Below are 26807 nucleotides of genomic sequence, written 5' to 3'. Positions count from 1 at the left end.
ATGGAACTCGCCATCAATGACAAACAGCCTCAGTCCATGCCGCCGGGGCCCGTGTTCGACTTCATCGACCACCTCGACGACTGGTTGGAGTACCTGACAAAAGTCCTGGAACTCTCCATCGACGATCGGCTGACTTGCGTCAAGTACGAGCGCCAAATCAAGTTCCTGATTCGCTTTCGCCAGGGCGCGAACTGCAACATCAATCACAACCGGCTGCTGCACCACTACTACAGCAGCAAAGACTCCCGACAAGGCGACCGTGTGGGCGTGGACGGCTCGGCCGGCAGTCGCCAGCGGCGCCCGCTGGACAAAGAGGCAGAACAGAAGGTCAAGGCGATCATGGACGAGGCATCCCAAGTGATGGCTCTGGACAACATGAGCCTGATCATCAACAAGCCCATTCAGCCTGGCTACGACGATCCAGACGACCACGCCTTCAAGCTCATCAAGAGCGCGATGGCGGCCGAGGATTTGTTTTTCTTGCAGGGTCCACCTGGCACGGGCAAGACGACCGCAATCGTGGAGATCATCCTGCAAACGCTGAAAGCGAAGCCGAATGCCCGCATCCTGGTCACCTCGGAAACGCACGTGGCGGTCGATAACGCACTGGATCGCTTATGCAAGATCGGAGACGACCAGATGCGCTCGAAGACCATGCGCTACCCGCGCTACGCCGTCACCGAGTATGAGTCCGAACACACACAGGGAACGGCTGCGGCGATTCGCGCAAACGAGGTGTGGAACAAGGCACTGAACTTCGCCCCCCGGCTCACCAACGTGCTCTATAACGTCCTGGAACAAGGGGACGTGGAAAACGGGGAGGTTCAGGTACCGCGATGGCAGTTCCAGAACCTGGCAGACAATCACCAGATCATTGGCGTCACCTGCAACCAGATCGATCACCTGCTGGACGCGGATAGCGAAGATTTCGATCTGGCCATCGTTGATGAATGCTCCAAGGCCACCCTGCCCGAATGGATCATGGCCATGTGCGTTGCCCGCAAGTGCATCTTGGTCGGCGACCACAAGCAGCTGCCTCCGACGTTCTGTGAAGAAGAAAACGACGCACTGGATACCCTGGCCATATCCAAGGCTCGCCTTATCAAAGACGGCGTGATCGACAGGATTTTCGAGAATCTTCCAGCCACCATGAAGGGACAGCTGGGCAAGCAGTACCGCATGCTGCCTCACATCGGCTCATTCATCTCCGAGAACTTCTACAGCGGCTCGCTCGACCATCACCGCGAAGAAAGCGATCACGAATTCACGCACTTTGGATGGTTTACTTATGAATCGCGCGGCTTCCGTGTGCCGGTGCGGCAAGGCGGAGTGCTTGAGAATCAACGGGAAGTCGAGATCATCACGCACAGGCTGCTTGAGATGTGCCAGCGCCGCAAAGGGAAAGCCGCGAATTCCCATGATAGAAAGCTCAGCGTGGCTGTGATTACGCCTTACCGCGCTCAGTGCAGGGCGCTGAAGGAGGCTATCAAGACGCTCGACATCAAGGAGCACCTGGCGGTCGAGGTGGATACCGTCGACGCATTCCAAGGACGCCAAGCCGACATCGTTTTCTTTTCATTTGTGCGCACGACCGGACCTGCAACCTTCTACGGGGATGCGCGTCGAATGAACGTAGCAATCTCCCGCGCGCGTGATGCGGTCTACCTTGTCGGCGATTTGAAGTACGTCGAAAGCAAGAATATCGAGGTCCTGAGTAAACTGGCGAGACTTCAACAAATCACGAATTTTGATGATGCTTGATCGTGTCCATCTATCCATCGTGCAGGAGGTGGAAAAGCAGGGTTCACTGACTGCCGCCGCTGGCGTCCTGCACGTGACGCAGTCCGCTTTGAGCCACAGCATGAAAAAGCTGGAGCAGCAGCTGGGCACCGACATCTGGCTGCGTGAAGGCCGCAGCCTGAGACTCACCCAAGCCGGTCAGTACCTGCTGGCGGTGGCCAATCGGGTGTTGCCGCAACTGGCCTTGGCCGAAGAACGCCTGCGCCAGTTCGCCCAGGGAGAGCGCGGATCGCTGCGGATCGGCATGGAATGCCATCCCTGCTACCAATGGCTGCTGAAGATCGTCTCCCCGTATCTGGCGGCCTGGCCGGATGTGGACGTGGATGTGAAGCAGAAATTCCAGTTTGGGGGCATCGGGGCGCTGTTCGGCTACGAAATCGACCTGCTGGTCACACCTGATCCGCTGAATAAGCCTGGGCTCGTGTTCGAGCCCGTGTTCGACTACGAACAGGTGCTGGTCGTCGCTGGCAACCACCCTCTTGCCAAGGAGGAGTATGTCACCCCCAAACAACTCTCCAACGAAGTGCTGGTGGCCTATCCGGTGCCGGTCGACCGGCTCGACATCTACAACATGTTCCTGACGCCCGCCGGCATCACGCCCAAGCGGCACAAGGCCATCGAGACCACCGACATCATGCTGCAGATGGTCGCCAGCGGCCGTGGAGTGGCGGCGTTGCCACGCTGGCTGGTGCTGGAGTATGCGGACACGATGAATGTGGTGCCGGTCCGGCTGGGCAAGAAAGGCATTGCCAAACACATCTATCTGGGCGCGCGCGAGGCAGATGTCGGTATCGACTACATGCGCGCATTCATTGAACAAGCGAAAAAGCCCGCCACGGCTTGATTCACGGCGGCGTCTGCTCGCCAGGCGGTCAGATCTGCGGGCAGATCGGCCGCCCACCCATCCATGAGCCAATCTAATTGATCCATGAGATCAATTCACTTTTATTCATGGATAGCGCGACATAAACTACGCCCCCTGTACCGCCAAAGTCAAGACTGCTGAAATAAAAAAGAAAACAAGCAGCGCTGAAAAAGCAGGACATAGACGCGGGTTTTATCTCAGGATTCAGGGCAGCAGAGCACAATGAGCAACGAGTTTGAATTTGCCATCAAGAGCATTTGTTTTGATGAGGACTATCGTCCTTCAGACAATACGCGGATCACAACCAACTTCGCCAATCTTGCCCGGGGCACGAGTCGCCAGGAGAACCTGCGCAACACCCTCAGGATGATAGACAATCGTTTCAATGCCTTGGCGCATTGGGACAATCCCAAGGGCGACCGCTATGCCGTCAACCTTGAGATCATTTCCGTCGAGATGAGCATAGCCGGCGCGAGCAGCGGCAATGCCCTCCCCTTGATCGAAATACTGAAGACGAGCATCGTCGACAACAAAACCAACGAACGCATCGAAGGCATCGTAGGGAATAACTTCTCCTCGTACGTGCGGGATTATGACTTCAGCGTGCTGCTGCTGGAACACACCAAGAATCAGCCGGGATTCAGCACTCCGGAGAATTTTGGAGACCTGCATGGGAAGCTGTTCAAGTGCTTCGTGAATTCAAGCACTTACAAGGAGCACTTCAGCAAGCCGCCCGTCATATGCCTGAGCGTATCGAGCAGCAAGACCTATCACCGGACCGAGAACCAGCACCCTGTGCTGGGCGTTGAATACCAGCAGGACGAATATTCCCTGACTGACGAGTACTTCAAGAAGATGGGGATGAAGGTTCGCTACTTCATGCCGCCGAACAGCGCTGCGCCTTTGGCTTTTTATTTTTCCGGCGATTTGCTGAGCGACTACACCAATCTTGAGCTCATCAGCACCATCAGCACGATGGATACCTTCCAGAAGATCTACCGGCCGGAGATCTACAACGCGAATTCCGCAGCGGGAAAATCCTATCAGCCCAGCCTGAAGCACCAGGATTATTCACTGACCCGGATTGTCTACGATCGAGAGGAACGTAGCCAGTTGGCGATCGAGCAGGGACGGTTTGTCGAGGAACACTTCATCAAACCCTACCAGGCGATTCTTCAGCAGTGGTCCGCCAACTACCCTCTTTGACCCATCAAAAGCACCAAGGCATCTATTGTGAAAAAATTGCTACCCACTTCCACCGCCGGCAGCCTGCCCAAACCCTCCTGGCTGGCAGAGCCCGAGAAACTCTGGTCGCCCTGGAAATTGCAGGATGAGGGCCTGAGCGAGGGCAAGCAGGATGCGCTGCGCTTGTCTCTGCAAGAACAGCAGCACGCAGGCATCGATATCGTCAGCGATGGCGAACAAACGCGTCAGCATTTCGTGACGACGTTCATCGAACATCTGGAAGGCGTGGACTTCGAGAACCGCAAGACCGTCAGGATTCGTGATCGCTACGACGCGAGCGTGCCGACGGTCGTGGGCGCCGTGGCGCGCCGCAAGCCGGTGTTCGTCGAAGATGCCAAGTTCTTGCGCCAGCAGACCAAGCAACCAATCAAATGGGCATTGCCGGGTCCCATGACGATGATCGATACGCTCTATGACGGCCACTATCAAAGCCGCGAAAAACTGGCGTGGGAATTCGCCAAGATTCTCAATCAGGAAGCCAGGGAATTGGAGGCCGCGGGCGTCGATATCATCCAGTTTGACGAGCCCGCCTTCAACGTGTTCTTCGACGAAGTAAATGATTGGGGCGTAGCCACGCTGGAAAAAGCCATTGAAGGGCTCAAGTGTGAAACCGCCGTCCACATCTGCTATGGCTATGGCATCAAGGCCAACACGGATTGGAAGAAAACGCTGGGATCGGAGTGGCGGCAATACGAAGAGGCTTTTCCCAAGCTGCAGAAATCCAGCATCGACATCGTCTCGCTGGAATGCCAGAACTCCCGCGTTCCCATGGATCTGATCGAACTCATTCGGGGCAAGAAGGTGATGGTCGGCGCCATTGACGTGGCAACCAACACCATTGAAACCCCCGAGGAAGTCGCCAATACGCTGCGCAAAGCGCTTCAGTTTGTGGATGCCGACAAGCTCTATCCTTGCACCAACTGCGGCATGGCTCCCTTGTCTCGCGCCGTCGCAAGAGGCAAGCTGAGCGCTTTGAGCGCCGGCGCGGAAATCATCCGCAAGGAACTCTCGAACTGATCCCAAGGCGGAAAATGGTCGTCGCGAACTGCTCGCGACGACCCCGCATGAGCTGCACCCAGTATCCAACCCCCACCATGTCACTTTCCAGTACGGCGATCGAGCCCAGGCGCTTTCGCGAAGCGCTCGGGCACTACGCGTCCGGCATCACGGTAATTACATCGCACATCGAAGGCCAGCCGATAGGCTTCACCTGCCAGTCGTTCCATAGCGTTTCGATGAGTCCGCCGCTGGTGTCGTTCAGTGTGATGTGCAGTTCCGCCAGCTATCCAAAAATCCGCCGGGCAGGCCGATTCGTGGTCAATATCCTGTCGGATGAGCAGGTCAGGATATCCAACCAATTCGCTCAGCGAGGCACGGACAAGTGGCACGACGTGGACTGGCGGGAATCGCCTCTCGGCAATCCGATCATTGCCGGTAGCCTGCACTGGCTTGATTGCGAGATCCATGCCGAACATGCCGCGGGCGACCATCTGATCGTGATTGGCGAAGTGAAGGCGTTGGACCTGCAAGAAGCTGCTTCTACGCAGCCATTGCTGTATTTCAAGGGACAGTATCGCAACATCGCCGCGCATGGCGCGGTTTAAGGGTAGACCTCCGCTGCCCTCTTTGCCGCTTCGATAGATCAGGCACACGGCCGACCGGCGGCCGTCGATCCGCCGCTTCACACCATCTGACGCATTCGCAGCGCGGCCGACCTTCCTGCTCGGCCGCGTCACGCTCCAGCCTGTGGCTCGCCACGCAACCCCATAGCCGCCAACGCAGGCATGACGCAAGGAACGACGATCCTATACAATTAGCAATCATTCCTATTAGCATTTGGATGGAAGCCCCTTGCCCCCCGCCGACTTTGCATCCTCCGACGATTTCGTCAGCCTGTATCGCGAGCATCACGGCTGGCTCGTGCAGATGCTGCGCCGCCGGCTCAGCGGCAACACCGAAAACGCCGCGGATCTGGCGCACGACACCTTTGAACGCGTCATGCGCAGCGAGTCGCGCGCGGCCTTCGCCGAGCCGCGCGGTTTTCTCACCACCGTCGCCAAGCGCCTCCTGATCGACCAGTCGCGCCGCCGCGCCGTGGAACAGGCCTATCTGGAAACGCTGGCCTCGCGCAGCGACGTCTTGGAACCCAGCCCCGAAACGCACGCGCTGGTGGTGGAGGCGCTGAACGCCGTATGCCGCATGCTGGAGCAGTTGCCGCCGCGCGCGCGCCGGGTCTTCGTGCTGGCGCAGGTGGAAGGCATGCCCTATCGGGACATCGCCCGGCAGCTCGACATTTCGGTGGCGGCCGTGCAGCGGGACATCGTCAAGGCCTGGGAACATTGCTACGCGGTGCTCTACGCATGAACGCCGCCCAGGGCGAACGGCTGCATCCGGACATCATCAAACAGGCTGCGCGATGGATGATGCGGACCGGAGATGCACCCGATGCGGCCACTCAGGCCGCCTGTGCGGCATGGCGCCAGGCCGATGCGCGCCATGAGCTGGCGTGGCAACGTTTACGGGGCATTGGACGCGACGTCGACGCCGTCAGCGCGGGCAACGCGCCCGAGGCTGCCGCCAGCCAGACCATCCTGCGCTACTGCGAGCAGCGTTCGCGCCGCAACGTCATGAAATGGGCAGCCGGCGGCATCTGCCTGGGTACGCTGGCATGGGCAGGCGCGCGCGAAGGCTGGTGGGACGGCAGCACCGTCTATCGCACCGCCACCGGCGAACAGCGGACCATGACCCTGCCCGACGGCACCGTCCTGACGTTGAACACCGATACCGCGGTGGTGCTGCACTACGACACGCAGCAGCGCCGCATCAAGCTGCGCAGCGGAGAGATCCTGATCGCGACGGCGGCGGATGCCGCCGGACGCCCCTTCAGCGTGCAGACCCGGCACGGAGTCCTCACTCCGCTCGGAACGCGTTTTGCCGTGCGCCAGCTGGACGACGGCCTCGGCTCCGCGCAGCTCGCCGTCTTTGAAGGCGCCGTGCGCGTGGATCCCGCCGGGCGGGTGGTCCGTGCCGGCGAACAGGCAGAGTTCAACGACCGCGCGCTGTCGCCCTCGTCCCGGGTCGACGGCAAGGGACCGGCGTGGGCTGCCGGCATGCTGGTCGCAAACCGCATGCGGCTGGACCGCTTCCTGGCGGAACTGGGCCGCTACCGCGTCGGCATCCTGCGCTGCGACCCCAGCGTGGCAAACCTGGAAGTCACCGGGGCCTTCCGCATCGACGACACCGACAAGGCGCTGGAGGTGGCGGCCGGCGTGCTGGACCTCAGGCTGCGATACCGCACGCGTTACTGGGTCAGCGTCGATCGCGCCTGACGCCGCGCGGCCGCGGCCCCCGGTCCGCGCTGCCGCGCGGGAAATTTGTAACGACGGCGAAGATTTTCGGATGTGGTTCGTTAGACATAGAGACAGACCCGAGGCGCCCGCGGTCTGGCCCTACCCATCGACGAACCAGGAAGCTCTCATGGCAGCACGCCATACATCCTCTACTCTTGCCGCGCCCCAGACGCCCGGGGCAGGTCCGGCGCGCTTGCGCCTTGTCGTCCATCTTGCATTGGCAGCAATGGTCCCGCTTGCCGCGCCCGCCGTGTCCTGGGCCCAGCCCGCCGCGGTGCAGGGGATCGCCTTCGCCATCGCGCCCACCACGCTGGACGAGGCGCTGGGCCAGTTCGGAGTCGCCGCAAACGTGACCGTGGCCGCGTCGCCAACGCTGACCCGCGGCGTGACGACGCAAGGGCTTAGCGGCCGCTACACCGCCGAGCAAGGCCTCACACGCCTGCTGGCCGGCACGGGCCTGCAAGCCGTGGCCAACGCCAATGGAGAGGGTTACCACCTGCGCCGCATTCCCCAGGGAGATGCGACCACCCTCGCGCCGGTCACGGTAACGGGCATGGCCGACCCGGCCGTCACCGAAGGCACGGGCAGCTATACCAGCGGGATCGTGACCATAGGCAAGGGCGAGCAGACCCTGAAAGAGATTCCGCAGTCGGTCACGGTGGTGACGCGCCAGCGCATGGACGACCAGAACGCCAACACCCTGGACGACGTGCTGGCCAACAGCACCGGCATGACGCTCTACAAGAGCCCGATGGGCGGCAACTACGTGTTCTCGCGCGGCTTCCGCGTCGACAGCTACCAGTTCGACGGCGTCAACCGCGCCTTCTACTACCCCCAGGCCAACAGTTTCACCAGCAGCACCGTGATCCTGGACCGCGTGGAAATCATCCGCGGCGCCACCGGCCTGCTGCAAGGCGCCGGTTCGCCCAGCGCCGCGGTCAATCTGGTGCGCAAGCGCCCGCTGGCCGAAAACCAGGTGCAGCTCTTGGCCAGCGGCGGCTCCTGGAACAACTACCGGGCCGATATCGATGCGACCGGTCCCTTGAATGCATCGGGTTCCCTGCGCGGACGCGCCGTGGCCAGCTACAACGACCGGGACTACTTCTACGACAATGCCGACAGCCGCACCGGCGTGCTGTATGGCGTGCTGAGCTACGACCTGGGCCCCGCCACCACCTTGACCGGCGGCGTCAGCTACGAAGAACTGCGATCCACGCCGTTCTTCCATGGCCTGCCCCACTACACCAACGGCGACGACATCGGGCTGAAACGCTCGACCTCGCTCTCGCAAGACTGGAACCGCTGGAACGGCAAGCAGACCACCGTGTTCGCCGAACTCGCGCACCGCTTCAACCAGGACTGGTCGCTGAAACTCACCGGGACTTCCACCCAAGAGTCCAACGATTCCAAATACGCCTTCACCGAAGGCGCGGTCAACCCGGCCACCGGACTCGGGCCGACGATGTACGCCGGCATCTTCGATTTCTCCACGCACAACAAGGCGCTCAACCTGGACGTTGACGGCGCCTTCGAGGCGCTGGGCCGCAAACATTCGATCAGCGTGGGCGCCAGCATCAACGAACTGACCAGCAAGAACGATTTCGCGACCGCGCGCCTGAACCGCGCCGTGAACGTCTGGGACCCGGATCACCATGTGCCCGAACCCACGGATGAATGGCTGCGCGAAAACGCCTACCGCGGCGCGGCGACCATCATCAAGATGAAACAGACCGGCGTCTACGGCGTGGGCCGCTTCAAGCTGGCGGACCCCTTGACGCTGGTGGCAGGTGCCCGCGTCAGCTGGTACGAGAACACCGGCAACTACCGCGATGGCGGCCAGCAGTACACCGACCCATACAAGGAAAATGGCGTCGTCACGCCCTACGGCGGCCTGATCTACGCCTTCAATCCCCAGTGGTCCGGCTACGTCAGCTTTGCGGAGATCTTCGAGCCGCAGAACGCCGTGGACGCGTCGGGCCAGATACTGGACCCCATCCTGGGCAAGAACTACGAAGCAGGCATCAAGGGCGAACTGCTCGACGGCCGCGCCAACGCCTCCGTCGCGCTCTTCCGCGTCGACCAGAAGAACCGCGCCCAACAAGACCTGGTCAGCGCGTGCACCGTCGGCGACATCTGCTATCTGTCCAGCGGCAAGGTGCGCAGCCAGGGCGTGGACGCCGAAATCAGCGGCGAGGTCGCCCCGGGCTGGCAACTGTTTGCCGGCTACACCTTCAATACCCTGAAGTTCCTGGACGACACCGAGGTATCCAGCACCAACTTCGGCCGCACGGTAACGCCCAAGCACATCCTACGCCTGTGGTCCGACTACCGCCTGCCAGGGCAATGGTCGGCGTGGACCCTGGGCGGCGGCGTGAACTACCAGACCGGCAGCTACACCGAGACGCGGTCGGTGCGGGTATCGCAAGCGCCCTACGCCGTCTGGAATGCGCGCATCGGCTACAAGATCAACAAGAACTGGTCGGCGGCGTTGAACGTGAACAACCTGTTCGACAAGTCCTACTACCAGACGATAGGCGCGCCGGGCTGGGGCAGCTTCTACGGCGAGCCCCGCAACGCGACGCTGACGGTGCGCGGAACGTTCTGAGAACGCGGCATCCCTGCCTGGCCGGATCGAAGGGGAGCCATACCGGCTCCTTGCGGTCCGGCCTCTTGTCGCCGCGTCGCGACTCACTTTAGAATGCGGATGATTCTCATTTTTCACGGGCGCCGGTTTCCTCCAGGCCCGCGACAAGCCGGAGGGCCGCATGTCCGCGACCGAGTTTGCAGTGCCGTCCCAGGGCATCGACGTCCTGTACGCGAATCACCACGGCTGGCTGAAGGGGTGGCTGCGGCGTCGCTTGGGCAATTCCTCGGACGCGGCCGATCTCGCGCATGATACGTTCATGCGCCTGCTGGTCCGCGGCGAGACTGTCGCGGTGCGCGAACCGCGCGCGCTGCTGACCACGGTGGCCCAAGGCGTGGTGTCCAACTTCATGCGGCGCCGCCGGATCGAAGAGGCTTATCTGGCCAGCCTGGCCGACCTGCCCGAACGCGAAGCGCCCGGCCCTGAAACACGCGCCATCCTGCTGGAAACACTGATCGAACTGGACCGGCGCCTGGATACGCTGACCGCTCCGGTGCGCCAGGCATTCCTGCTCTCCCAGCTTGAAGGCATGAAGCAAGCGGACATTGCCGCGACGCTGAAGGTCTCGCTCGCCACCGTGCAGCGCTATATCGCCAAGGCGGCGCACCTGTGCTTTTTCGGCGCCTGATGATCCCCCTCCTCCAGCCGCCGCGACCGACACCGCCATGCCCATCTCGCCTGCGGATCCGAGCCTGACGGCGTTCCCCCAACTGAACGGCCCGCCGCTGCCCGCAAGCGTCAGCCTGCGCGCCGTGGAGTGGCTGGTCGCCTTGCAAGCGGCCGATGCCAGCGACTCCACGCATGCAGCCTGCCAGCGCTGGCGGGCGGAACATCCCGACCATGAGCGCGCCTGGCGCCACATCGAGTCCTTCGGCCAGCAACTGCGCGGGCTGAACACGCCGCTGGTGCGCGGCACGCTGACACATGAAGACCGCAACGGCCGGACACGCCGCCGGGCCATCAAGACCCTGGCCCTGGCCTTGTTCGCCGGCGGCGGCGCCTGGCTGGCGCGCGACAGCCTGTGGCGCGGCTGGCAGGACTGGCAATCCGACCACCACACGGATGCCGGCCAGCGCCTGGGCGTCACGCTGGCCGACGCCAGCCGCATCGACCTGGACACCGCAAGCGCCATCGACGTGCGCTTCGACAGCGCGCAGCGCCTGGTCCGGCTGCTGCGCGGCCGGATCCTCGTCACCACCGCACCCGACCCGGCCTCCCCGATCGGGCGCCCTTTCCTGGTCGAAACGGCCCAAGGCCGCGTGCGCGCGCTGGGCACCCGCTACAGCGTGCGCCAGTTCCCAGACCGCAGCCACGTCGCGGTGTTCGAGGGCACAGTAGAAATCCGGCCCGACCTCCATACGAACGCACCACGGCTTATCCACGCGAGCGAACAGGCCTCGTTCACCCGCGACGCGGTTGATCAGCCCCGGCCCGCCGAGCCGCGCGATGCCTCATGGTCGGTGGGCATGCTGGTCGCGCAGGACATGCCGCTCTCCGATTTCATCGAAGAACTTGCGCGCTACGTGCCTGGCCGGCTGGCCTGCGCCCCCGATGCCAGCCACCTGAAGGTTTCTGGCATCTATCCATTGGACAACGCCGATCGGGTGCTGGACATGCTGCGCCGGACGCATCCGGTCGAAGTCGACCGGATGACGCGCTATTGGATCACCGTGCGCCTGCGCGGCGCCTAGCGCGACGGCGCGCACACTATCTGCCTGTTTTTTTCGGACACACGTGAGGGGTTTCCGGTTTTCAAGTGGCAAACCTAATAGAAGCCACATTTTTCCACCGAAAACCGGACCCCTCATGGACTACCGCCTGCCTCGGCGCGCCACGCGCCTCATCACATGCAACACCCTGGCGCTGGCCGCAAGCCGCGCCTTCTGGCTCACGGCCACGGGCATCGCCTTGAGCGCCGGCGCGAACGCCGTCCAGGCCCAGGCCGCTGCCAGGACCTACGCCATCCCCGCCGGCATGCTGGAGAGCGCGCTGACCCGATATGCGCTCGAAAGCGGACTGATGCTGTCCTATTCCGCCAACGACGTCGCGGGCAAGCGCAGTGCCGGCCTGCAAGGCAGCTTCGAGGCGTCCGAAGCCCTGGCCAGGCTGCTGGCCGGCACGGGACTGGCGGCCCGGCTGCAACCCAACGGTGGCTACGTGCTGCGGCCGTTGCCCGGCGGACAGCCGGGCCAGGAGTCCGCGCAGACCTTGCCTGCGGTCACGGTCACGGGCCTCCATGAATCCGCCTCCGGCCCGGTGCAAGGCTTCGTCGCCCACCGCAGCGCAACCGCGACCAAGACCGACACGCCGCTGCACGAAACGCCCCAATCCGTCTCGGTGATTCCGCGCGACCAGGTGGTCGCGCAGGCGGCCGACTCGCTGGACCAGGCGCTGGGCTACACCGCCAGCGTCATGTCGCTGGAAGGCGGGGCGCTCAGGCACATCGGCACCCGCTTCACGGTCCGCGGCTTCAACATCACGGGCGCGGCCCCGCTGTATCTGAACGGCACCAAGTTCCCCATCAACTCGCTCAGCGGCGCGATCGAGCCCTACAACTTCGAGCGCATCGAACTGCTCAAGGGGCCGGCCTCGATCCTGTACGGCCAGGCCGCGCCGGGCGGGATCATCAACCTGGTCAGCAAGCGCCCCACGGCGGAGCCCCTGCACGAGCTCGAACTGCAGACAGGCAGCTGGAACAAGAAGCAGATCGCCATGGACCTGGGCGGCCCGGTGACGGAGGACGGGAATGTGCGCTACCGCCTCACCGGCCTGGCGCGCAACAGCGACACCATGATCGATTACATCAACAATGACCGCCAGTCGCTGGCCGGCGCGCTGGAGTGGCAGATCAGCGATGCCACCCTGATCACCCTGCTGGCCAGCTACAGCCGGACCGACAGTCCCTACGATTCAGGCAAACCGCTGGAAGGCACGCTGCTATCCAATCCCAACGGCTCGATATCGCGTTCACGCTTCGTGGGCGAACCGGGCTTCGACCGGTATGTCGTGAAGGGTTCCACCCTGGGCTACCTGCTCGAACACAGGCTGAACGACGATTGGCAGGTCAGGCAGAACCTGCTGGCCTATGAACACAAGGCCGACAACCAGTACGCCGCGGTGAACGCGCGCGTGAGCCCATCGAACCCTGCCTTGGGCACGCGCTATGCCATCACCCGGTACGACACCGACAAGGGGCTCGCCGTGGACAACCAGCTGCTGGGCAAGCTGCGCCATGGCGGGGTCGAACACACGCTGTTGTTCGGCATCGACTGGAGCAAGAGCGAATTCACGCGTTCCCAGGAGTTCGGCAGCATTGCGCCGATAAATCTGTACAAGCCCGTCTATGGCGCCCGGCCCAATCTCGGCGCCCCCAACTATTCCGAAAACGCCGTGCGCCAGCTGGGCTTCTACGGGCAAGACCAGATCAAGTTCAACGAGCGCTGGATCGTGCTGCTGGGCGGCCGCTACGACTCCGTCCGCACCGACTCGACGCCGGGCTCGGGAGGCCAGAACTCCCATGCCTTCACGCCGCGCGCCGGCCTGATGTACCTGTTCGACAACGGCCTGGCCCCCTACTACAGCTACAGCAAGTCCTTCCAGCCCACCCCTGGTTTGGACTTCAGCGCCAATCCCTTCAAGCCCACCACCGGCGTACAGCACGAGATCGGCTTGAAGTACGAACCCAAGGGTGTGGACGCGTCCATCACCGTGGCGCTCTACGAAATCACGCAACGCAATGTCCTCACCAGCGATCCCGCCCACGTGGGCTACCTGGTCCAGACCGGCGAAGTGCGCTCGAAAGGCGCCGAGATCGAGGCCCGGGCCAGCCTGAACCGCCAGCTGGACCTGGTGGCCGCGCTGGCGACGACGGATGCGCGCGTCACCAAGAGCAATCTAGGCAATGAAGGCTCGCGGCCCGCTTCGGTCCCACGCAACATGGCCTCGCTCTGGATGGACTACCGGTTTGCTTCCGTGCCGGGCCTGAGCGCGGGCGTCGGCGTGCGCTACGTGGGCCGCCAGGAGATCTATGACCTGCCGGTGCCGTCGTACACCACCTACGACGCCGCGCTGCGCTATCAATGGGACAAGTGGCAATTCGCCCTGAACGTGAAGAACCTGGCCAACAAGACCTATGTGGCTGCGTGCCCGGGCACCTGCTTCTATGGCGACGAACGCAACATCACGCTGACGGCGCGCATCAACTGGTAAGCAGCGATTCGTGAGCCGATGGCGCGACGGCAATCGCGATCTTGCCCTGGATGCCGTTGTTGGGGCTCTCCAGCCGCGCATGAGCGAGCGCAATATCGGCAAGCGCATAGACCGCGCCCACGTGCGGCCGCAACTGGCCGTGCTCCACCAACGCGCTCAGCTCATCGAGCTTGCCGCGGTTTTGCCGCGTGAACACGAAGTGGTAACTCGCGTTCTTGCCCCAGGCCTGGATCAGGTTTTGCGGCTGGGCGATATCCACGATCGAGACGACCCGCCCCAGCTGCGCAAGCGCATCGGGGCTGCGCGCCAGGGTGTTGCCGCCGATGGTGTCGAACACGACGTCGACGCCGCGCCCGCCCGTCTCCCGCATGACGGCTTCGACGTAGTCTTCCTTTTCATAGTCGATGGTCACATCGGCGCCCATGCTGCGCGCGAACTCGGCGTTGGCTGCGCGCACGGTCGTGTACACCCGTGCTCCGATGGCCTTGGCCAACTGGATCGCCACATGGCCGACGCCGCCCGCGCCGCCGTGCACCAGGACGCTCTCCCCGACTCTCAGTCCCGCGCGCACCACCAGCGCTTCCCACGCCGTTCCACCCACCAAGGTGAGGCTGGCCGCCTCGAGATGGCTCAGCGAGGGCGGCTTCCTCCCGATGATGCTCTCCGTGGCGACGTGGTACTCGGCGTAGCTGCCCGGCCCGTCGAATATCTGCGGGGTGTACCAGACCTCGTCGCCAGGAGCGAAGGCCGTCACGCCCGGCCCCACGGCTTCGACCACGCCGGAGACATCGTGTCCGGTAATGGCCGGCAGCGGCACCAGGTCGGGATAATCGCCGCGCCGGACCTGGTAATCCAGGGGATTGATCGAGGTTGCATGTACCCGGACCAGGACTTGTCCCGCCCGCGGCACAGGCTTGGGCAGGTCGCGGAGTTCGAACGATTCCGGGCCGCCAAATGATTTGAGTGTCATCGCCTTCATAGTTTTCTCTCGCTTCGAAAAATAGGGATATCGGGAAATACAGATATTTATCAGTAAAAAAATTACAGCTCTTTCCCGATGATCTTGGCAAGAGCACTGATGGTCGCTTCGTTCCGCTTGTAGTAGGTCCACTGACCGATGCGCCTGACTTCGACCAAGCCGGCCCGTTGCAGCGTTGCAAGGTAATCAGACACCGTGGACTGCGATAGCCCGACGCCTTCCTGGATGCTGCTGACGCAGACGCCCACCGTATGAACGTCGCCTTCGTCCTGCGGCGGAAAGTTCTTTGCGGGGTCCTTCAAGCCTTGCAAGATTTCAAGGCGGGTGCGGTTGGACAGGGCTTTGAATATGTCGAGCAATTCCATGACCGCATTGTATCGGCATTTCCCGATATGTCAATGAATCACGCTCCCACCCTACTTGTCGACCGACCGCATATCGCAAGTCGTCTCCGAGGACGAGCAGACGCCGCGAAACCACGCCCGCCCTCGCGTGCGGTCCTTGGGCGCCAGTGGCTCGAACGTCTCGGTGTTGCGCATCTCGTAGTCCAGCAACAGCCATTCGCCCTCGCAGGCGACGATGCCGCGCAGCGAGGCTCTCTCGGTCAGCCAGTCGCCTCCCAGATCCAGCAGCCGTTCGCTGCTGGCGTCCGGACGGGCGTAGCCCCGCGCCGACTGGATGCCGACCTGCGCATCGCTGGCCTCGATCCAGCCCTCGCCCCGATACACGGGGCGCGGCTTGCTCTGTCCATCGCCGGTCTTGTCGTCGCTGGCGTTCCTGATCTTGAGCCAGCCGTCGCGCGCCTCGGTCACGTCGAAGGTGACGCTGTAGTAGTCGATATTGGGATCGGCGCCTTCGCCGCGAGTGGTCGGCAGGCTGCCCGCCACCGCTGCCTGGGCGGAGGCCGCCGCGCGCACCTGGATGGCTGGTTTCTCGTCGGTCGTCCATCCCGAGAAGCTGCACGTCGTCGGGCCCGCCGGGGTCCAGGCGGCGAGCTTGGACGCAGCCTCGGCATGGAGCGCGGGCGATAAGGTCAGCGCGGTTAGCAGCAAGAGAATCCGTCGAACAGTCATGGAGTTGATCGCTTCGTCGATTGCGGGCCGGCAAAGCGTAGCATGGCGAGCCGCGTCGATCGGACCCCCATCAATTGCTGTTGATCCATTCCTGTGTATCCCGGACGAACCAGGGCAGATTCAGGCGTTCCCCTTCGCCGGACTGTATGGTCAAGCGCTGATCCGAGGAGCCTGGGGTCGTGTTCTTGCCCTGCCCCGTGGAAGGAGACCGGCTGCGATAGTCCAGTTCGGTTTGCTGAGGAGGCTTGTCCGCGCAGGCGGCGATCAACACACACGCGAGCGCAGCGAGGACAGGCCGCAGTGCCAGACGAAAGGTCTTCATGATGTTCTGGTTCCTGCTGAAGGCACAGGCCAAAGTGCCGGAAAATCAGGGCCTACAGCCCATACCTTACTCGCAATGCAAGACCTGCGTGGCCTGTCACAGCGGCATATTGAAATAGACGACCCGCTGAGTCTCTTTAAACCCCAGGCGCGAGTGGGCGGCCTGGCTTACCAGATTGTCCAGCGCGGTATCCGAGGCCAGCTCCTTGCATCCCCTATCCAGCGCCCACTCCCGAACGGCGGCGACCAAGGCCCTGGCCGCACCCCGCTGCCTGGCTTCGGGAATGACGTACAGCCCTTCCAGGAACGCCACGGGGCTGGAGTCCGTACCATTGACGTAGTCCGTTCTGATGGAAGCTTCGGCAAGACCCAAGGCCTGCCCGCCATCGGAACTCACCAGAAACTGGGCGTACCTGTCCGGCGAAGACACCTGGTCGTCCATGTCTTGCTGGTGCTCGGCGGCCGACGCATCGGGCCAGAGCGCCATGCGCAATTGGAGCCAGGCGGCATTCCGGGAAGAAGTGATTGCGGTGGTTTTCATGGGCAGGATTGGTTCTCCAGGTGACGCGAAAAATTTATCACCTTGCCCTGCCCGCTGTCGAAGCGCATCCGCGCTGCGGCATGCGCCGCCCTACTCCTGCACTGGCACCGTATAGTTCAGCGCCAGCCGGCCGCCGTCCGCATACACCGTCTGCCCGGTCACGTAGCTGGCGTCGTCGCTGGCCAGGAACAACGCTACCTTGGCAACTTCATCCGTCGATCCCAGCCGCTGCATGGGAATGCGCGACAGCACGGTCCTGCGGGCTTCGGGATTGCTGGTGATCGTGGCCAGGATCTCGGTATCGATGCTGCCGGGGCCGATGGCGTTGACCCGTATGCCATGCGGCGCCAGGGACAGCGCCATCGATTTGGTCATCTGCCGCACCGCGCCCTTGCTGGCGCCGTAGGCCAGCTGGTCCGGCATGGCCAGCTCCGCCGTCATCGACGACAGGGTCACGATGGCGCCGTTGCCGCGTCCGCCCGCCACCATGGCGCGCGCGGCGGCCTGCGCCACCAGGAAGGTGCCGCGCACGTTGACGTTCATGACCGCGTCCAGGTCTTCCAGCTTCAGGTCCAGGAAATCCGCGGCGCGGATCACGCCGGCGTTGCAGACGCAGATATCCAGGCCGCCCCAGCGCCGCACGCACTCGTCGGCCAGCCGCTGGGCGTCCGCCGGATCGGTCACGTCCGCCAGCGCCGCGGCGGCGCGCGCTCCCAGCGAGCGGGCCGCCGCCATCAGTTCGGCCTCCTTGCGGTCGGCCAAAAGCACGTATGCGCCCTCAGCCACGAAGCGACGCGCGATCGCCAATCCGATGCCCCCGGCCGCGCCGGTGACCAGCGCCACCTTGTCCTGCAATCTCATCTCAGACTCCCACGTAGGCGGCCACCAGGTCGGGCCGCTCGGACAATTCCGCCGAGCTGCCGCGCCACACCGTCACCCCCTTGTCGAGGATGACGTTGCGGTCCGACAGGCGCAGCAAGGCCGTGGTGTTCTTGTCCACCACGATCATCGACAAACCTTCGGCCTTCAATTGGGCCAGCACGCGCCAGATTTCGGCGCGCACCACCGGCGCCAGCCCTTCGGTCGCTTCGTCCAGCACCAGCAGGCTGGGATTGGTCATCAGCGCGCGGCCCAGCGCCAGCATCTGCTGCTCGCCGCCGGACAGCTGGGTGCCCAGGTTGGCGCGCCGTTCGCGCAGGCGCGGAAACAGTTCGTACACGCGTTCCAGCGTCCAGCTGCGGGCGCCGCCGCGGACGATGGCCGTGGCGACCAGGTTCTCTTCCACCGTCAGGGTCGGGAAAATCTGGCGCCCCTCGGGCACCAGCGACAGCCCCATCCGGCCGATGCGGTACGGCGCCAGCCCGCGCAGGGAACGTTCGCCATAGCGGATGCTGCCCTGGCTGGCCGGCAGCAGGCCGAACAGGCACTTGATGACGGTGCTGCGGCCCATGCCGTTGCGCCCGATCAGGCCGAGAACCTCGCCCTGGCCCACGTCCAGGTCTACGCCGAACAGCGCCTGGCAATGCCCATAGGCCGCCGTTAATCCGTTGATGCTCAACATGGCGGCTCCTTATGCGTCGGCGTCGTCGCCCAGATAGGCGCGGCGCACGTCGGGATGGTTGCGTATCTGGTCCGCGCTGCCAGTGGCAATGATCTTGCCGTAGACCAGCACGCTGATGCGGTCGGCCAGCGCGAACACGGCGTTCATGTCGTGTTCGACCAGCACGATGGTGTAGCGGCCCTTCAGGCTTTGCAGCAAGGCGATCACGCCCGCGCTTTCGGCCGCGCTCATGCCGGCCATGGGTTCGTCCAGCAGCAGCACCGACGGCTCGCCCGCCAGCGCCATGGCGATCTCCAGCTGGCGCCGCTGGCCGTAGGCCAGGCTGTCCACCTGCGCCTCGGCCACGTCCTCCAGCTTGCAGGCCCGCAGCGCCTGCCGGGCGGCGTCCACCACGTCGGCGCAATCGCGCAAGGCGGTCCAGCCCGACAGGCGCCGGCGGCGCTTGCGCAAGGCGGCCAGGCAGGCGTTGTCCAGCACCGTGTAGCTGTCGAATACCGAGGTCACCTGATAGGAGCGCAGCATGCCCTGCGCCACGCGTTCCTGCACGGTAGCGCGGGACACGTCGGCGGCGCCCAGGCGCACCGCGCCGCCATCGGGGCGCAATTCGCCGGACAGCAGGTTGATCAGGGTGGTCTTGCCCGCGCCGTTGGGGCCGATCAGCGCGTGCAGTTCGCCCGGGGCCACGTCCAGCGACACGCCGTCGGTCGCCTTCAGGCCACCGAAGCGGCGCACCAGATCCTGCGTGGACAGCCCCACGGGCGCGGCAGCGGTTTGCAGGTTCATGCCGAGGCCTCCTTGGCGATCGCGTCCGGCGGACGGCGGTCTTTCTGCTCGCCCGCAGCCGGCGGCTGGGCCGTCGGCGCGGCAGGCGGCGGACGCCGCAGCCAGGCCAGGGAATTGCCATAGCCGCCCTTGGCCACCATGGCGATGATCACCACCGCCGGCCCCATCAGCAGCATCCAGTGCTGCGTCATGCTCTTGAAGGCTTCCTCCATCAGCAGGTAGGCGACGGCGCCGACGATCGGACCCAGCACATTGCCCAGCCCGCCTATCACCACCATGACGATGAGCTCGCCCGACACCGGCCAGGACATGTAGCTGGGCGAGGCGAAGGCGGTCAGGTTGGCCAGCAGCAGCCCGGCCACGCCGGTCAGCACGCCGGAGGCCACGTAGGCCGTCAGCCGCACGCCGAACACCGAATAGCCCAGCGCGTCCACGCGCCGCGGGTTGGCGTGGGTGGCGCGCAGAATCATGCCGAAGGGCGAACGGCGCAGGCGCACCATCGCCAGGCTGGAGACCAGCAGCACAGCCCAGGCCGCCCAGTACACGGGCTGGCTGCCGCCCAGGTCGAACAGGCCGAAGGAACTGGCTTCATAGATGTTCAGGCCGTCGTCGCCACCGTACTCGCGCAGGCTGACCGCCAGGAAATAGAACATCTGGGCGAAGGCCAGCGTGATCATGATGAAACCTATGCCCGAGGTGCGCAGGCAGACCGTGCCGACGATCAGCGCCACCAGCGCGCACACGGCGATGCAAACGGCCAACTGCAGCCAGCCGTTGCCGAAGCCGTAATAGCTGAGTATGCCCACGGCATAGCAGCCCAGGCCCAGGAACATGGCGTGGCCGAAGCTCACCAGCCCGGCAAAGCCCAGTACCAGGTTCAGCGCCAGCGCGGCCAGCGCGTAGATCAGGATACGCGCGCCCAGCGTCACGTAGAACGGTTCGCCCAGCCATTGCGCCACGAAGGGCACGGCGGCCAGGACCAGGAACAGCAAGGGCAGCGCCCAGCGCCGGTGTTTGTGTTCTTGCATGATGATCGAATCCCAGGACAGGCGCGCGTCAACGCCGCGCCGAGAAGACCAGGCCTTGCGGCCGGAACGCCAGCACCACGGCCATCAGCACGTAGATGAGCATGGAGGCCAGCGCAGGCCCGACCGCGTTGGCGACGGACGCGTCGAACACGGCGCGCAGCATGTCGGGCAGGAAGGCGCGGCCCAGCGTGTCTATCATGGCGATCAGCAGCGCCGCGACCAGCGTGCCGCGCACCGAGCCTATGCCGCCCACCACGATCACCACGAGCGCCAGGATCAGCACGGGCTCGCCCATGCCGGACTGCACCGAGAGGATGGGCCCCGCCAGCGCGCCGGCCACGCCGGCCAGCACCGCGCCCAACAGGAACAGCAGGGTCTTCTGCAGGTCCACATTGGCGCCCAGCACGCTGGCCATGGGCGCATTGCTAGCGCCGGCGCGGATCAGCATGCCGAAGCGGGTGCGCTGGATCAGGAACCAGGCGCCCAGCGCCACCAGCGCGCCCACGCCGATGATCATCAGCCGGTACACCGGATAGTCATTGCCGAACAAGCTGACTGCGCCCTCCAGCCCCTGCGGCACGGCGGCGTAATACGGCCGGCTGCCCCAGATGACGGAGGCCAGTTCGTTGAAGAACATCATCAGCCCGAAGGTGGCCAGTACCTGATAGAGGTGGTCGTGCTTGTACAGGGGCCGGGCGATCAGGCGTTCCAGCGCCACGCCCACCAGGCCGCTGCCCACCACCGCCGCCAGGATGGCGAAGGCGAACGAGCCGCTGGCGTTGTAGGCGGTGGCGCCCAGGAAGGCGCCGATCATGTACAGCGACCCGTGCGCCAGGTTGATGAAGTTCATGATGCCGAAGATCAGGGTCAGCCCCGAGGACAACAGGAACAGCAAGGCGCCGAGCTGCAGGCCATTGAGCATCTGCGACAACAGCAAGGATCCGTTCATGGGGCGTCTCCCGGGACGGTTACTTCAGCGGGCAGTCCGCCACGTAGGCGTCCTGGTGGTCGGTGAACACCTTGGCCAGTTGCTTCAGGCCCACGCCGTCGCCTTCCTTCACGACCTGGTAGGCATACAGGTCCTGCACCGGCATGTTGTTGCTGTTGAAGCGGAACTTGCCGCGCACCGTGGGGAAGTTGGCGCCGGCCGCCTTGACCGCCGCGGCCAGGGCCTTGCTGTCGCCGACCTTGCCGCCCTGCTGCTTGATGGCGGTATCCAGCAGAAAGGCCGCGTCGTAGCCGCCCACCGCGTACTCGGACGGCAGGCGCCCGTACTTGGCCTTGAAGGCTTCGACGAATTTGCGGTTCGGCGGGTTGTCCAGCGTGGTGGCCCAGGGCGTGCCGTAGATCGCGCCCACCGCCTGCTCCTTCAGCGCCGTCAGCGTGTTGGAGTCGATCAGGCTTTCCGAGAAGAACGGCAGCTTTTCCATCAAGCCGGCCTGGCGCAATTGGCGTACGAAGTTCACGCCCACCCCGCCGGTGTAGAACACGAACAGCGCGTCGGGCGAGGCCGACTGCATGCGCGAGATCTCGGCCGAGTAGTCCAGCTGTCCCAGCTGGGTATAGATTTCGTCGGACGGCGCTGCGCCATAGAAGCGCTTGAAGCCCGCCAGCTTGTCCTTGCCGGCCTGGTAGTTGGACGACATCAGGTAGGCGCGCTTGTAGCCCTGGTCCTTGACGTACTTGCCCATGGCTTCCGACATGCTGTCGTTCTGCCAGCCCAGCACGAACAGATTGGGCAGGCACATGCGGCCGGCAATCGGCGCGGGCCCGGCGTTGGTGGACAGCGCCACCACGCCGGATTCCTTGATGCGCCGCAGTTCCGCCATCAGCACATTGGAGAAGCCCAGGCCGACGATCACGTCAACCTTGTCCTTCTCGATGAACTTCTGCACGATCTGCGCGCCCACGTCGGGCTTGAGCTGATCGTCGTCGCGGATAACCACGGCCTTCTGGCCGCCCAGGCTGCCGCCCAGTTGCTCGATGCCCAGCATCAGGCCGTCGTACTGGTCCTGGCCCAATGCCGCCTGGGGTCCGGACAGCACCCCGGTAAAGCCGATGCGGATGTCCGCCATTGCGGCGTTGGCCGCGGTCAGGGCCGCGACCGCGGCCAGCGCGGACAGCCCGCGTGCGTATGCTTGCATGCTTAGTCTCCTTGGGGGATGGGCGGCGGCGCCGTTCTGTGCGGCGCCTGCCGTAATGGCTTCAGAGCTTTACGCAGACATTGCGCAGCTCCGTGTAGAACTCGAGCGAATGCACGCCGCCTTCGCGGCCGATGCCGGACTGCTTGGATCCGCCGAAAGCCGTGCGCAGATCGCGCAGGAACCAGGAATTGATCCAGCAGATGCCCACTTCCAGGGCCTGCCCCATGCGATGGGCCGTGCCCACGTTGCTGGTCCAGACCGAGGCCGCCAGACCGTAGGGGGTGGCGTTGGCCAGGGCCACGGCTTCTTCTTCCGTATCGAAGGGCGCGATATGGCAGCAGGGACCGAAGATCTCCTGCTGGATCACGGCCGAGGTTTCCGGCAGGCCGGTCCACACCGTGGGCTGGATCCACGCGCCGCCCGCCAGGTCGTCCGGCATGTCTGGCACGCCGCCGCCCGCCACCACCGTGGCGCCGTCTTCGCGGGCGCGGGCGTAGTAGCCCAGCACCTTGTCGCGGTGGCGCTGCGAAATCAGCGGGCCCAGGTTGACGCCGGGATCCTTCGGACGGCCCAGCTTGAAGCTGCGGGCGCGCTCGCCCAGCGCCGCCACGAAGCGGTCGAAGATCGGCCGCTGCACGTAGACGCGCTCGGTGCCCAGGCAGACCTGCCCGGTGTTGTCGAAGGCGGCGCGGGCGATGCCGGCCACCGCCTTGTCGAAGTCTGCGTCGGCGAACACGATGCCGGCGTTCTTGCCGCCCAGTTCGAAGGACACCGGCCGCACGCCCACGGCCGCCGCCTGCATAATGGCTTCGCCGGTGCGGGTCTCGCCGGTGAAGGTGATGCCGTCGACCAGCGGATGGCGCGTGAGCTTTTCGCCGGCCGAACCGGGGCCGCGGCCATGCACCACGTTGTACACGCCGGGCGGCACGCCGACCTCGTTCATGACCTCGCCCAGCAGCGTGGCCGTGGCCGGGGTGTCTTCGGAGGGCTTGACCACCACCGTATTGCCGCAGGCCAGCGCCGGCCCCACCTTCCAGGTCATCAGCAGCAGCGGCAGGTTCCACGGGCAGATCACGCCGATCACGCCGCGCGGCACGCGCACGCCGTAGTTCAGGGCATGGCCGCCGTCAGGCGTTTCCAGGTCGAAGGTCTCGTTGGGGATATTGCGCACCAGGTCGGCGAAGATCTTGAAGTTCGCCGCGCCGCGCGGAATGTCCAGATGGCTGGCCAGGTCATAAGGCTTGCCGGTGTCCGCGATCTCGGCGTCGACGAAGTCGTCAAAGCGCCGGATGATGCCGTCGGCCACCGCGTGCAGCAGTTCCACGCGCTGCTGCGTCTTGAGCTTGGCCCAGGGGCCGCGCAACGCCGCCTTGGCGGCCCGCACCGCGGCGTCGACCTCGGCGTCGCCGGCCTCGTGGATGCGCCCGATCAGGCGGTTGTCGACCGGGTCGCGGTTGTCGAACGTCTTGCCCGTGGCGACCCATTCGCCGTTGATGAAATTGCGGAAATCGGTCATTGCGTCCTCGGTTGTGACAGGTCTGCCAGCGCCGCTTCAGGGTCGCCGGCGGTCAGGTATTCCCACATGCGCTCGTAGATGCGGCCCGTGCCCACGGCGCGGGTCGCCGCCTCGTCGGGCGAGAGCGTGGGCGCGCCTTCGGCCAGGCCGGCCGAACGCAGTTGCCATTCGATGCGCGCGGCGTCCTCCAGGTACCAGGTCAGCACCACGGCATGCATGAGGGACTCGGCGGCCACGACCGCGCCGTTGCCGCGCATGGCCACGGCGCGCGCAGCGCCCAGGGCCTGCGCCACGCCGCGCGCCTGGGCGTCGCTGCGCACCAGCTGCGGATCGTCCCAAAGCGGCACGGCCGGAGAAAAATACGAGCCCATGCCATGGCGCGGCTGCGGCGTCACGCGGGCCGACGACAACGTCATGACCGTAGGCGGCATGGACCGCACCACCCCGCCCACTTCGGGACGCATGCGGTAGATGTGCTGGTGGATACGGACTTCGCCCAACACGCCTTCCGGCAGTTCGCCGTGCACCGGCACCACCGTGCCCGCTTCGCCCGGCTCGATCAGGCCCATAGGCCGCGCCGCGCACACCAGGAAGTGGTCGGCGTCGAGCCGGCTGCTGCAATGGCCGTAGGCGTGGACCAGTCCGGCGCGGGCCAGGCCGCGCGCCGCCACCCGCACCAGGGCTTCCTGGCCGGCGTCAACCTTCATCGGCGCGGCGCTCACGTCTTGAACTCCGGGATGTCAGGCTTGGCGCCCCACATGCAGAACGAGGATGGCACGGCGGGGAAGCTGCGCGGGCGGTAGTTTTTTTCGTCTTCGGCGGTGATCAGGCGCACGCCGGTGGAGTATTCGTAGATCATTCCGTCGGGTCCGTCGAAGTACAGGAACATCGCCCCCGAGGTCGGATGCCGCCCCGGGCCGAAGCGGATCGGCACGTTCCATTCCTTCAGCTGATACCAGGCGCGCATGATGTCGTCGATGCTTTCGACCTGGTGGTTGATGTGCTGCACGCCCGGATAGCTGGACGGGAACAGCGCGATCTTGTGGTGCACTTCGTCGATGCGCAGCAGCGGCGCTTCGCCGATGCGGTCGCTGACCCGGGCCGACAGCAAGCCGGTCCAGAAAGCCTCGTCGCGACGCGCGTCCAGCGTGCGCAGGCCGATGTGCGAAAAACCCGTCACGCCGGCATCGCGGCTGGGGAAGTAGCGGCGGCCGCTGTGATGCGGCGCGTGCACCAGTTCGATGCGGTTGCCGGACGGGTCGATGAAGCTGAGGAAATCGCGCACGTAGCGCTGCTCGGCGTCCTCGCGCTTGCCCGCGGCGACCTGATAGCCGCTACGCTCGAGCACCGCGCCGGCATGTTCCAGTTCCTCGGGCGTGTCCACCTCGAACGCCGTGGTGTGGTCGCGCGGATCGCCTTCGAAGTAGCACAGGGTGTGGTCGCGGGAGTCGGACTTGAAATAGACCGCGCCGTGCTCCTTGCGCGCCACTTCCAGCCCCAGCACCGCGGTCGCGTAGCGGACCGCGGATTCCAGGTCGCGGGTACCCAGCCGGACGTACCGGATGTCGTGTAGCCGTATCACTGCTTGTCTCCAGGTTGCGCCTGCCGCCAGCTGCATGCCGGTCGTAATTGCGACGCTTTTTTCTACGATAAGCAGCATAAATCTCGGCGTCAATAATTTTTATCGAGATTTTTTGAACGCAGTGATAAAGTAGCTTTCATGTCAGACGGCGCCACCCTCCCCCCGCTCGCCCATTCCGCCTCGGCCAACACCCTGGTCGGCGCGGCCTATGTCAACCTGCGCCGCGACATCATCCAGGGCGTGCACCCGCCAGGCTCGCGGCTTCGGGTCGAACACCTGAAGGACGATTACGGCGTGGGCGCGGGCACGCTGCGCGAAGCGCTGGCGCTGCTGGTGTCGGATGCTTTGGTCATCGCGCAGGGACAGCGCGGCTTCCACGTCACGCCGATTTCGCTGGAAGACTTCCGCGACATCACCGAAAACCGCGTGCTGCTCGAAACCCAGGCCCTGCGCCAGTCCATCGCCCTGGGCGACGACGACTGGGAAAGCGCCGTGCTCGCCGCCTTCCACCGCTTGAGCAAGGCCGAACAGCGCCTGGCCGCCGACCCCGACACCCGCTTTGAAGAGTGGGAACAGCGCAACCGCGAGTTCCACCGCGAACTGATCCGCGCCTGTCCCTCGCGCTGGCTGCATCACTTCCTGGGCATTCTGTATCAGCAGGCCGAGCGCTACCGCCGCCTGACCGTCACGCGCAAACCCATCGAACGCGATCTGGACGACGAACACAAGGGCATTCTGGACGCCACGCTGGCGCGCGATGCGGACCGCGCCTGTGAGCTGCTGGCCTCCCACATCCGGCTGACCTACGACGCCGTGGCCCGCCTGCCGCCGGACCTGTTCACGCCGGATTGAAAGCCACGCCAGTTGAAAAAAACCCACACTGGCGCGCGCTTACCCGTTGATTCGCCTACACCACTTCTATAGAATCTTCAATTCGGGCCTCTGCCCATTCCTTTTTCCCCACATCTCACACCACTGGGAGGCGCAAGATGATGAATCCGCATACCGCCATCCCGCGCGTGTCTCCGCGACGCCATTAAGTCGTCGCCCGCGCGGACCCATCGCTGGATGCCTATCTAGCGACTGGTCCTCCGTGCCCGCCCCAAAAACCTAAACGCAATCGCCCGCGCCTACCTGCGCAGGCCGTTCCTTCCTCTTTCCACACA

The 26807-nt window shown here is 64.6% G+C and carries 26 protein-coding genes; 12 read left to right on the top strand and 14 right to left on the bottom strand.

Going from position 1 to position 26807, the window contains the following annotated elements; translation table 11 throughout:
* From AXYL_RS12670 to AXYL_RS12620, 11 genes are all read left to right on the top strand, one after another.
* Complete coding sequence (locus AXYL_RS12670) at positions 1–1761, top strand: AAA domain-containing protein (protein ID WP_013393190.1); 1761 nt, start codon at positions 1–3, stop codon at positions 1759–1761.
* Positions 1754–2644, top strand: coding sequence for a LysR family transcriptional regulator (locus AXYL_RS12665; RefSeq protein ID WP_013393189.1), 891 nt, complete (start codon positions 1754–1756; stop codon positions 2642–2644). The genes AXYL_RS12670 and AXYL_RS12665 overlap by 8 nt, the downstream gene beginning before the upstream one ends.
* Positions 2645–2887: 243 nt before the next feature.
* Positions 2888–3871, top strand: coding sequence for a DUF1852 domain-containing protein (locus AXYL_RS12660; RefSeq protein WP_013393188.1), 984 nt, complete (start codon positions 2888–2890; stop codon positions 3869–3871).
* A 27-nt stretch (positions 3872–3898) separates the two neighbouring features.
* Positions 3899–4927 (top strand): methionine synthase, encoded by a 1029-nt coding sequence (locus tag AXYL_RS12655; RefSeq protein ID WP_041653397.1) that lies wholly within the window; start codon positions 3899–3901, stop codon positions 4925–4927.
* Positions 4928–4974: 47 nt separating this feature from the next.
* Positions 4975–5514: a flavin reductase family protein gene (locus AXYL_RS12650; RefSeq protein ID WP_237710001.1), complete on the top strand. Its 540-nt coding sequence runs from the start codon at positions 4975–4977 to the stop codon at positions 5512–5514.
* Between the two features lie 247 nt (positions 5515–5761).
* Positions 5762–6274 (top strand): sigma-70 family RNA polymerase sigma factor, encoded by a 513-nt coding sequence (locus AXYL_RS12645; RefSeq protein WP_013393185.1) that lies wholly within the window; start codon positions 5762–5764, stop codon positions 6272–6274.
* Positions 6271–7239, top strand: a complete 969-nt coding sequence (locus tag AXYL_RS12640) for a FecR domain-containing protein (protein ID WP_013393184.1) — start codon at positions 6271–6273, stop codon at positions 7237–7239. Before AXYL_RS12645 ends, AXYL_RS12640 begins: the two co-directional genes overlap by 4 nt.
* 247 nt (positions 7240–7486) lie before the next feature.
* Entirely contained in the window at positions 7487–9865 is a 2379-nt protein-coding gene (locus AXYL_RS12635; protein WP_013393183.1) for a TonB-dependent siderophore receptor, read from the top strand.
* A gap of 160 nt (positions 9866–10025) precedes the next feature.
* Positions 10026–10532, top strand: a complete 507-nt coding sequence (locus AXYL_RS12630; protein WP_013393182.1) for a sigma-70 family RNA polymerase sigma factor — start codon at positions 10026–10028, stop codon at positions 10530–10532.
* A gap of 37 nt (positions 10533–10569) precedes the next feature.
* The gene (locus tag AXYL_RS12625; protein WP_013393181.1) at positions 10570–11595 is read left to right on the top strand and encodes a FecR domain-containing protein; all 1026 of its coding nucleotides are present in this window, start codon (positions 10570–10572) and stop codon (positions 11593–11595) included.
* 115 nt (positions 11596–11710) lie between these two features.
* Positions 11711–14113 carry a TonB-dependent siderophore receptor gene (locus AXYL_RS12620; RefSeq protein ID WP_013393180.1) on the top strand — a complete coding sequence of 801 codons (2403 nt, stop codon included), beginning with the start codon at positions 11711–11713 and terminating at the stop codon, positions 14111–14113.
* Here the strand turns inward: AXYL_RS12620 and AXYL_RS12615 are convergent.
* The 14 genes from AXYL_RS12615 to AXYL_RS12550 form a co-directional block, all read right to left on the bottom strand.
* Positions 14103–15092, bottom strand: a complete 990-nt coding sequence (locus AXYL_RS12615) for a zinc-dependent alcohol dehydrogenase family protein (RefSeq protein WP_013393179.1) — start codon at positions 15090–15092, stop codon at positions 14103–14105. The two genes, AXYL_RS12620 and AXYL_RS12615, sit on opposite strands and share 11 nt — an antisense overlap.
* Positions 15093–15154: 62 nt before the next feature.
* Positions 15155–15457 carry an ArsR/SmtB family transcription factor gene (locus AXYL_RS12610; protein ID WP_013393178.1) on the bottom strand — a complete coding sequence of 101 codons (303 nt, stop codon included), beginning with the start codon at positions 15455–15457 and terminating at the stop codon, positions 15155–15157.
* Between the two features lie 51 nt (positions 15458–15508).
* On the bottom strand, positions 15509–16165 hold the full coding sequence (locus AXYL_RS12605; protein WP_013393177.1) for a hypothetical protein: 657 nt from the start codon (positions 16163–16165) through the stop codon (positions 15509–15511).
* A 70-nt stretch (positions 16166–16235) separates the two neighbouring features.
* The gene (locus tag AXYL_RS12600; RefSeq protein ID WP_013393176.1) at positions 16236–16487 is read right to left on the bottom strand and encodes a hypothetical protein; all 252 of its coding nucleotides are present in this window, start codon (positions 16485–16487) and stop codon (positions 16236–16238) included.
* 96 nt (positions 16488–16583) lie between these two features.
* Positions 16584–17027 carry an aminoglycoside 6'-N-acetyltransferase gene (gene aac(6'), locus AXYL_RS12595; RefSeq protein WP_013393175.1) on the bottom strand — a complete coding sequence of 148 codons (444 nt, stop codon included), beginning with the start codon at positions 17025–17027 and terminating at the stop codon, positions 16584–16586.
* A 90-nt stretch (positions 17028–17117) separates the two neighbouring features.
* Positions 17118–17888, bottom strand: a complete 771-nt coding sequence (locus AXYL_RS12590; protein ID WP_013393174.1) for an SDR family NAD(P)-dependent oxidoreductase — start codon at positions 17886–17888, stop codon at positions 17118–17120.
* 1 nt (position 17889) lies between these two features.
* Positions 17890–18588: an ABC transporter ATP-binding protein gene (locus tag AXYL_RS12585; protein ID WP_013393173.1), complete on the bottom strand. Its 699-nt coding sequence runs from the start codon at positions 18586–18588 to the stop codon at positions 17890–17892.
* A gap of 9 nt (positions 18589–18597) precedes the next feature.
* Positions 18598–19371, bottom strand: a complete 774-nt coding sequence (locus AXYL_RS12580) for an ABC transporter ATP-binding protein (RefSeq protein ID WP_013393172.1) — start codon at positions 19369–19371, stop codon at positions 18598–18600.
* The gene (locus AXYL_RS12575) at positions 19368–20399 is read right to left on the bottom strand and encodes a branched-chain amino acid ABC transporter permease (RefSeq protein WP_013393171.1); all 1032 of its coding nucleotides are present in this window, start codon (positions 20397–20399) and stop codon (positions 19368–19370) included. Before AXYL_RS12575 ends, AXYL_RS12580 begins: the two co-directional genes overlap by 4 nt.
* A 28-nt stretch (positions 20400–20427) precedes the next feature.
* Complete coding sequence (locus AXYL_RS12570; RefSeq protein ID WP_013393170.1) at positions 20428–21348, bottom strand: branched-chain amino acid ABC transporter permease; 921 nt, start codon at positions 21346–21348, stop codon at positions 20428–20430.
* Between the two features lie 19 nt (positions 21349–21367).
* A complete protein-coding gene (locus tag AXYL_RS12565) occupies positions 21368–22543 on the bottom strand; it encodes an ABC transporter substrate-binding protein (RefSeq protein ID WP_013393169.1) in 1176 nt (391 codons plus the stop codon).
* Between the two features lie 61 nt (positions 22544–22604).
* A complete protein-coding gene (locus tag AXYL_RS12560) occupies positions 22605–24059 on the bottom strand; it encodes a 2-hydroxymuconic semialdehyde dehydrogenase (protein WP_013393168.1) in 1455 nt (484 codons plus the stop codon).
* Entirely contained in the window at positions 24056–24766 is a 711-nt protein-coding gene (locus AXYL_RS12555; protein ID WP_013393167.1) for a class II aldolase/adducin family protein, read from the bottom strand. The genes AXYL_RS12560 and AXYL_RS12555 overlap by 4 nt, the downstream gene beginning before the upstream one ends.
* An 11-nt stretch (positions 24767–24777) precedes the next feature.
* Positions 24778–25641, bottom strand: a complete 864-nt coding sequence (locus AXYL_RS12550) for a VOC family protein (RefSeq protein WP_041653384.1) — start codon at positions 25639–25641, stop codon at positions 24778–24780.
* A gap of 138 nt (positions 25642–25779) precedes the next feature.
* Between AXYL_RS12550 and AXYL_RS12545 the strand changes: the two genes are divergently transcribed.
* Positions 25780–26493, top strand: a complete 714-nt coding sequence (locus tag AXYL_RS12545; RefSeq protein WP_013393165.1) for a GntR family transcriptional regulator — start codon at positions 25780–25782, stop codon at positions 26491–26493.
* Positions 26494–26807: the final 314 nt, after the last annotated feature.

Source organism: Achromobacter xylosoxidans A8, from assembly GCF_000165835.1.
Classification (GTDB): domain Bacteria; phylum Pseudomonadota; class Gammaproteobacteria; order Burkholderiales; family Burkholderiaceae_B; genus Achromobacter; species Achromobacter xylosoxidans_B.
Note: the sequence above shows the minus strand (reverse complement) of the source record. Positions and strands in the feature narration are given on the sequence as shown.

Coding starts and splice junctions, on each gene's coding strand:
- AXYL_RS12610 (WP_013393178.1), bottom strand. CDS start 15,457: ATGGAATTGCTCGACATATTCAAAGCCCTGTCCAACCGCACCCGCCTT.
- AXYL_RS12590 (WP_013393174.1), bottom strand. CDS start 17,888: ATGAGATTGCAGGACAAGGTGGCGCTGGTCACCGGCGCGGCCGGGGGC.
- AXYL_RS12630 (WP_013393182.1), top strand. CDS start 10,026: ATGTCCGCGACCGAGTTTGCAGTGCCGTCCCAGGGCATCGACGTCCTG.
- AXYL_RS12665 (WP_013393189.1), top strand. CDS start 1,754: ATGCTTGATCGTGTCCATCTATCCATCGTGCAGGAGGTGGAAAAGCAG.
- AXYL_RS12650 (WP_237710001.1), top strand. CDS start 4,975: ATGAGCTGCACCCAGTATCCAACCCCCACCATGTCACTTTCCAGTACG.
- AXYL_RS12570 (WP_013393170.1), bottom strand. CDS start 21,348: ATGAACGGATCCTTGCTGTTGTCGCAGATGCTCAATGGCCTGCAGCTC.
- AXYL_RS12640 (WP_013393184.1), top strand. CDS start 6,271: ATGAACGCCGCCCAGGGCGAACGGCTGCATCCGGACATCATCAAACAG.
- AXYL_RS12615 (WP_013393179.1), bottom strand. CDS start 15,092: ATGAAGGCGATGACACTCAAATCATTTGGCGGCCCGGAATCGTTCGAA.
- AXYL_RS12660 (WP_013393188.1), top strand. CDS start 2,888: ATGAGCAACGAGTTTGAATTTGCCATCAAGAGCATTTGTTTTGATGAG.
- AXYL_RS12555 (WP_013393167.1), bottom strand. CDS start 24,766: ATGAAGGTTGACGCCGGCCAGGAAGCCCTGGTGCGGGTGGCGGCGCGC.
- AXYL_RS12560 (WP_013393168.1), bottom strand. CDS start 24,059: ATGACCGATTTCCGCAATTTCATCAACGGCGAATGGGTCGCCACGGGC.
- AXYL_RS12545 (WP_013393165.1), top strand. CDS start 25,780: ATGTCAGACGGCGCCACCCTCCCCCCGCTCGCCCATTCCGCCTCGGCC.
- AXYL_RS12625 (WP_013393181.1), top strand. CDS start 10,570: ATGCCCATCTCGCCTGCGGATCCGAGCCTGACGGCGTTCCCCCAACTG.
- AXYL_RS12620 (WP_013393180.1), top strand. CDS start 11,711: ATGGACTACCGCCTGCCTCGGCGCGCCACGCGCCTCATCACATGCAAC.
- AXYL_RS12585 (WP_013393173.1), bottom strand. CDS start 18,588: ATGTTGAGCATCAACGGATTAACGGCGGCCTATGGGCATTGCCAGGCG.
- AXYL_RS12670 (WP_013393190.1), top strand. CDS start 1: ATGGAACTCGCCATCAATGACAAACAGCCTCAGTCCATGCCGCCGGGG.
- AXYL_RS12635 (WP_013393183.1), top strand. CDS start 7,487: ATGGTCCCGCTTGCCGCGCCCGCCGTGTCCTGGGCCCAGCCCGCCGCG.
- AXYL_RS12575 (WP_013393171.1), bottom strand. CDS start 20,399: ATGCAAGAACACAAACACCGGCGCTGGGCGCTGCCCTTGCTGTTCCTG.
- AXYL_RS12565 (WP_013393169.1), bottom strand. CDS start 22,543: ATGCAAGCATACGCACGCGGGCTGTCCGCGCTGGCCGCGGTCGCGGCC.
- AXYL_RS12580 (WP_013393172.1), bottom strand. CDS start 19,371: ATGAACCTGCAAACCGCTGCCGCGCCCGTGGGGCTGTCCACGCAGGAT.
- AXYL_RS12600 (WP_013393176.1), bottom strand. CDS start 16,487: ATGAAGACCTTTCGTCTGGCACTGCGGCCTGTCCTCGCTGCGCTCGCG.
- AXYL_RS12605 (WP_013393177.1), bottom strand. CDS start 16,165: ATGACTGTTCGACGGATTCTCTTGCTGCTAACCGCGCTGACCTTATCG.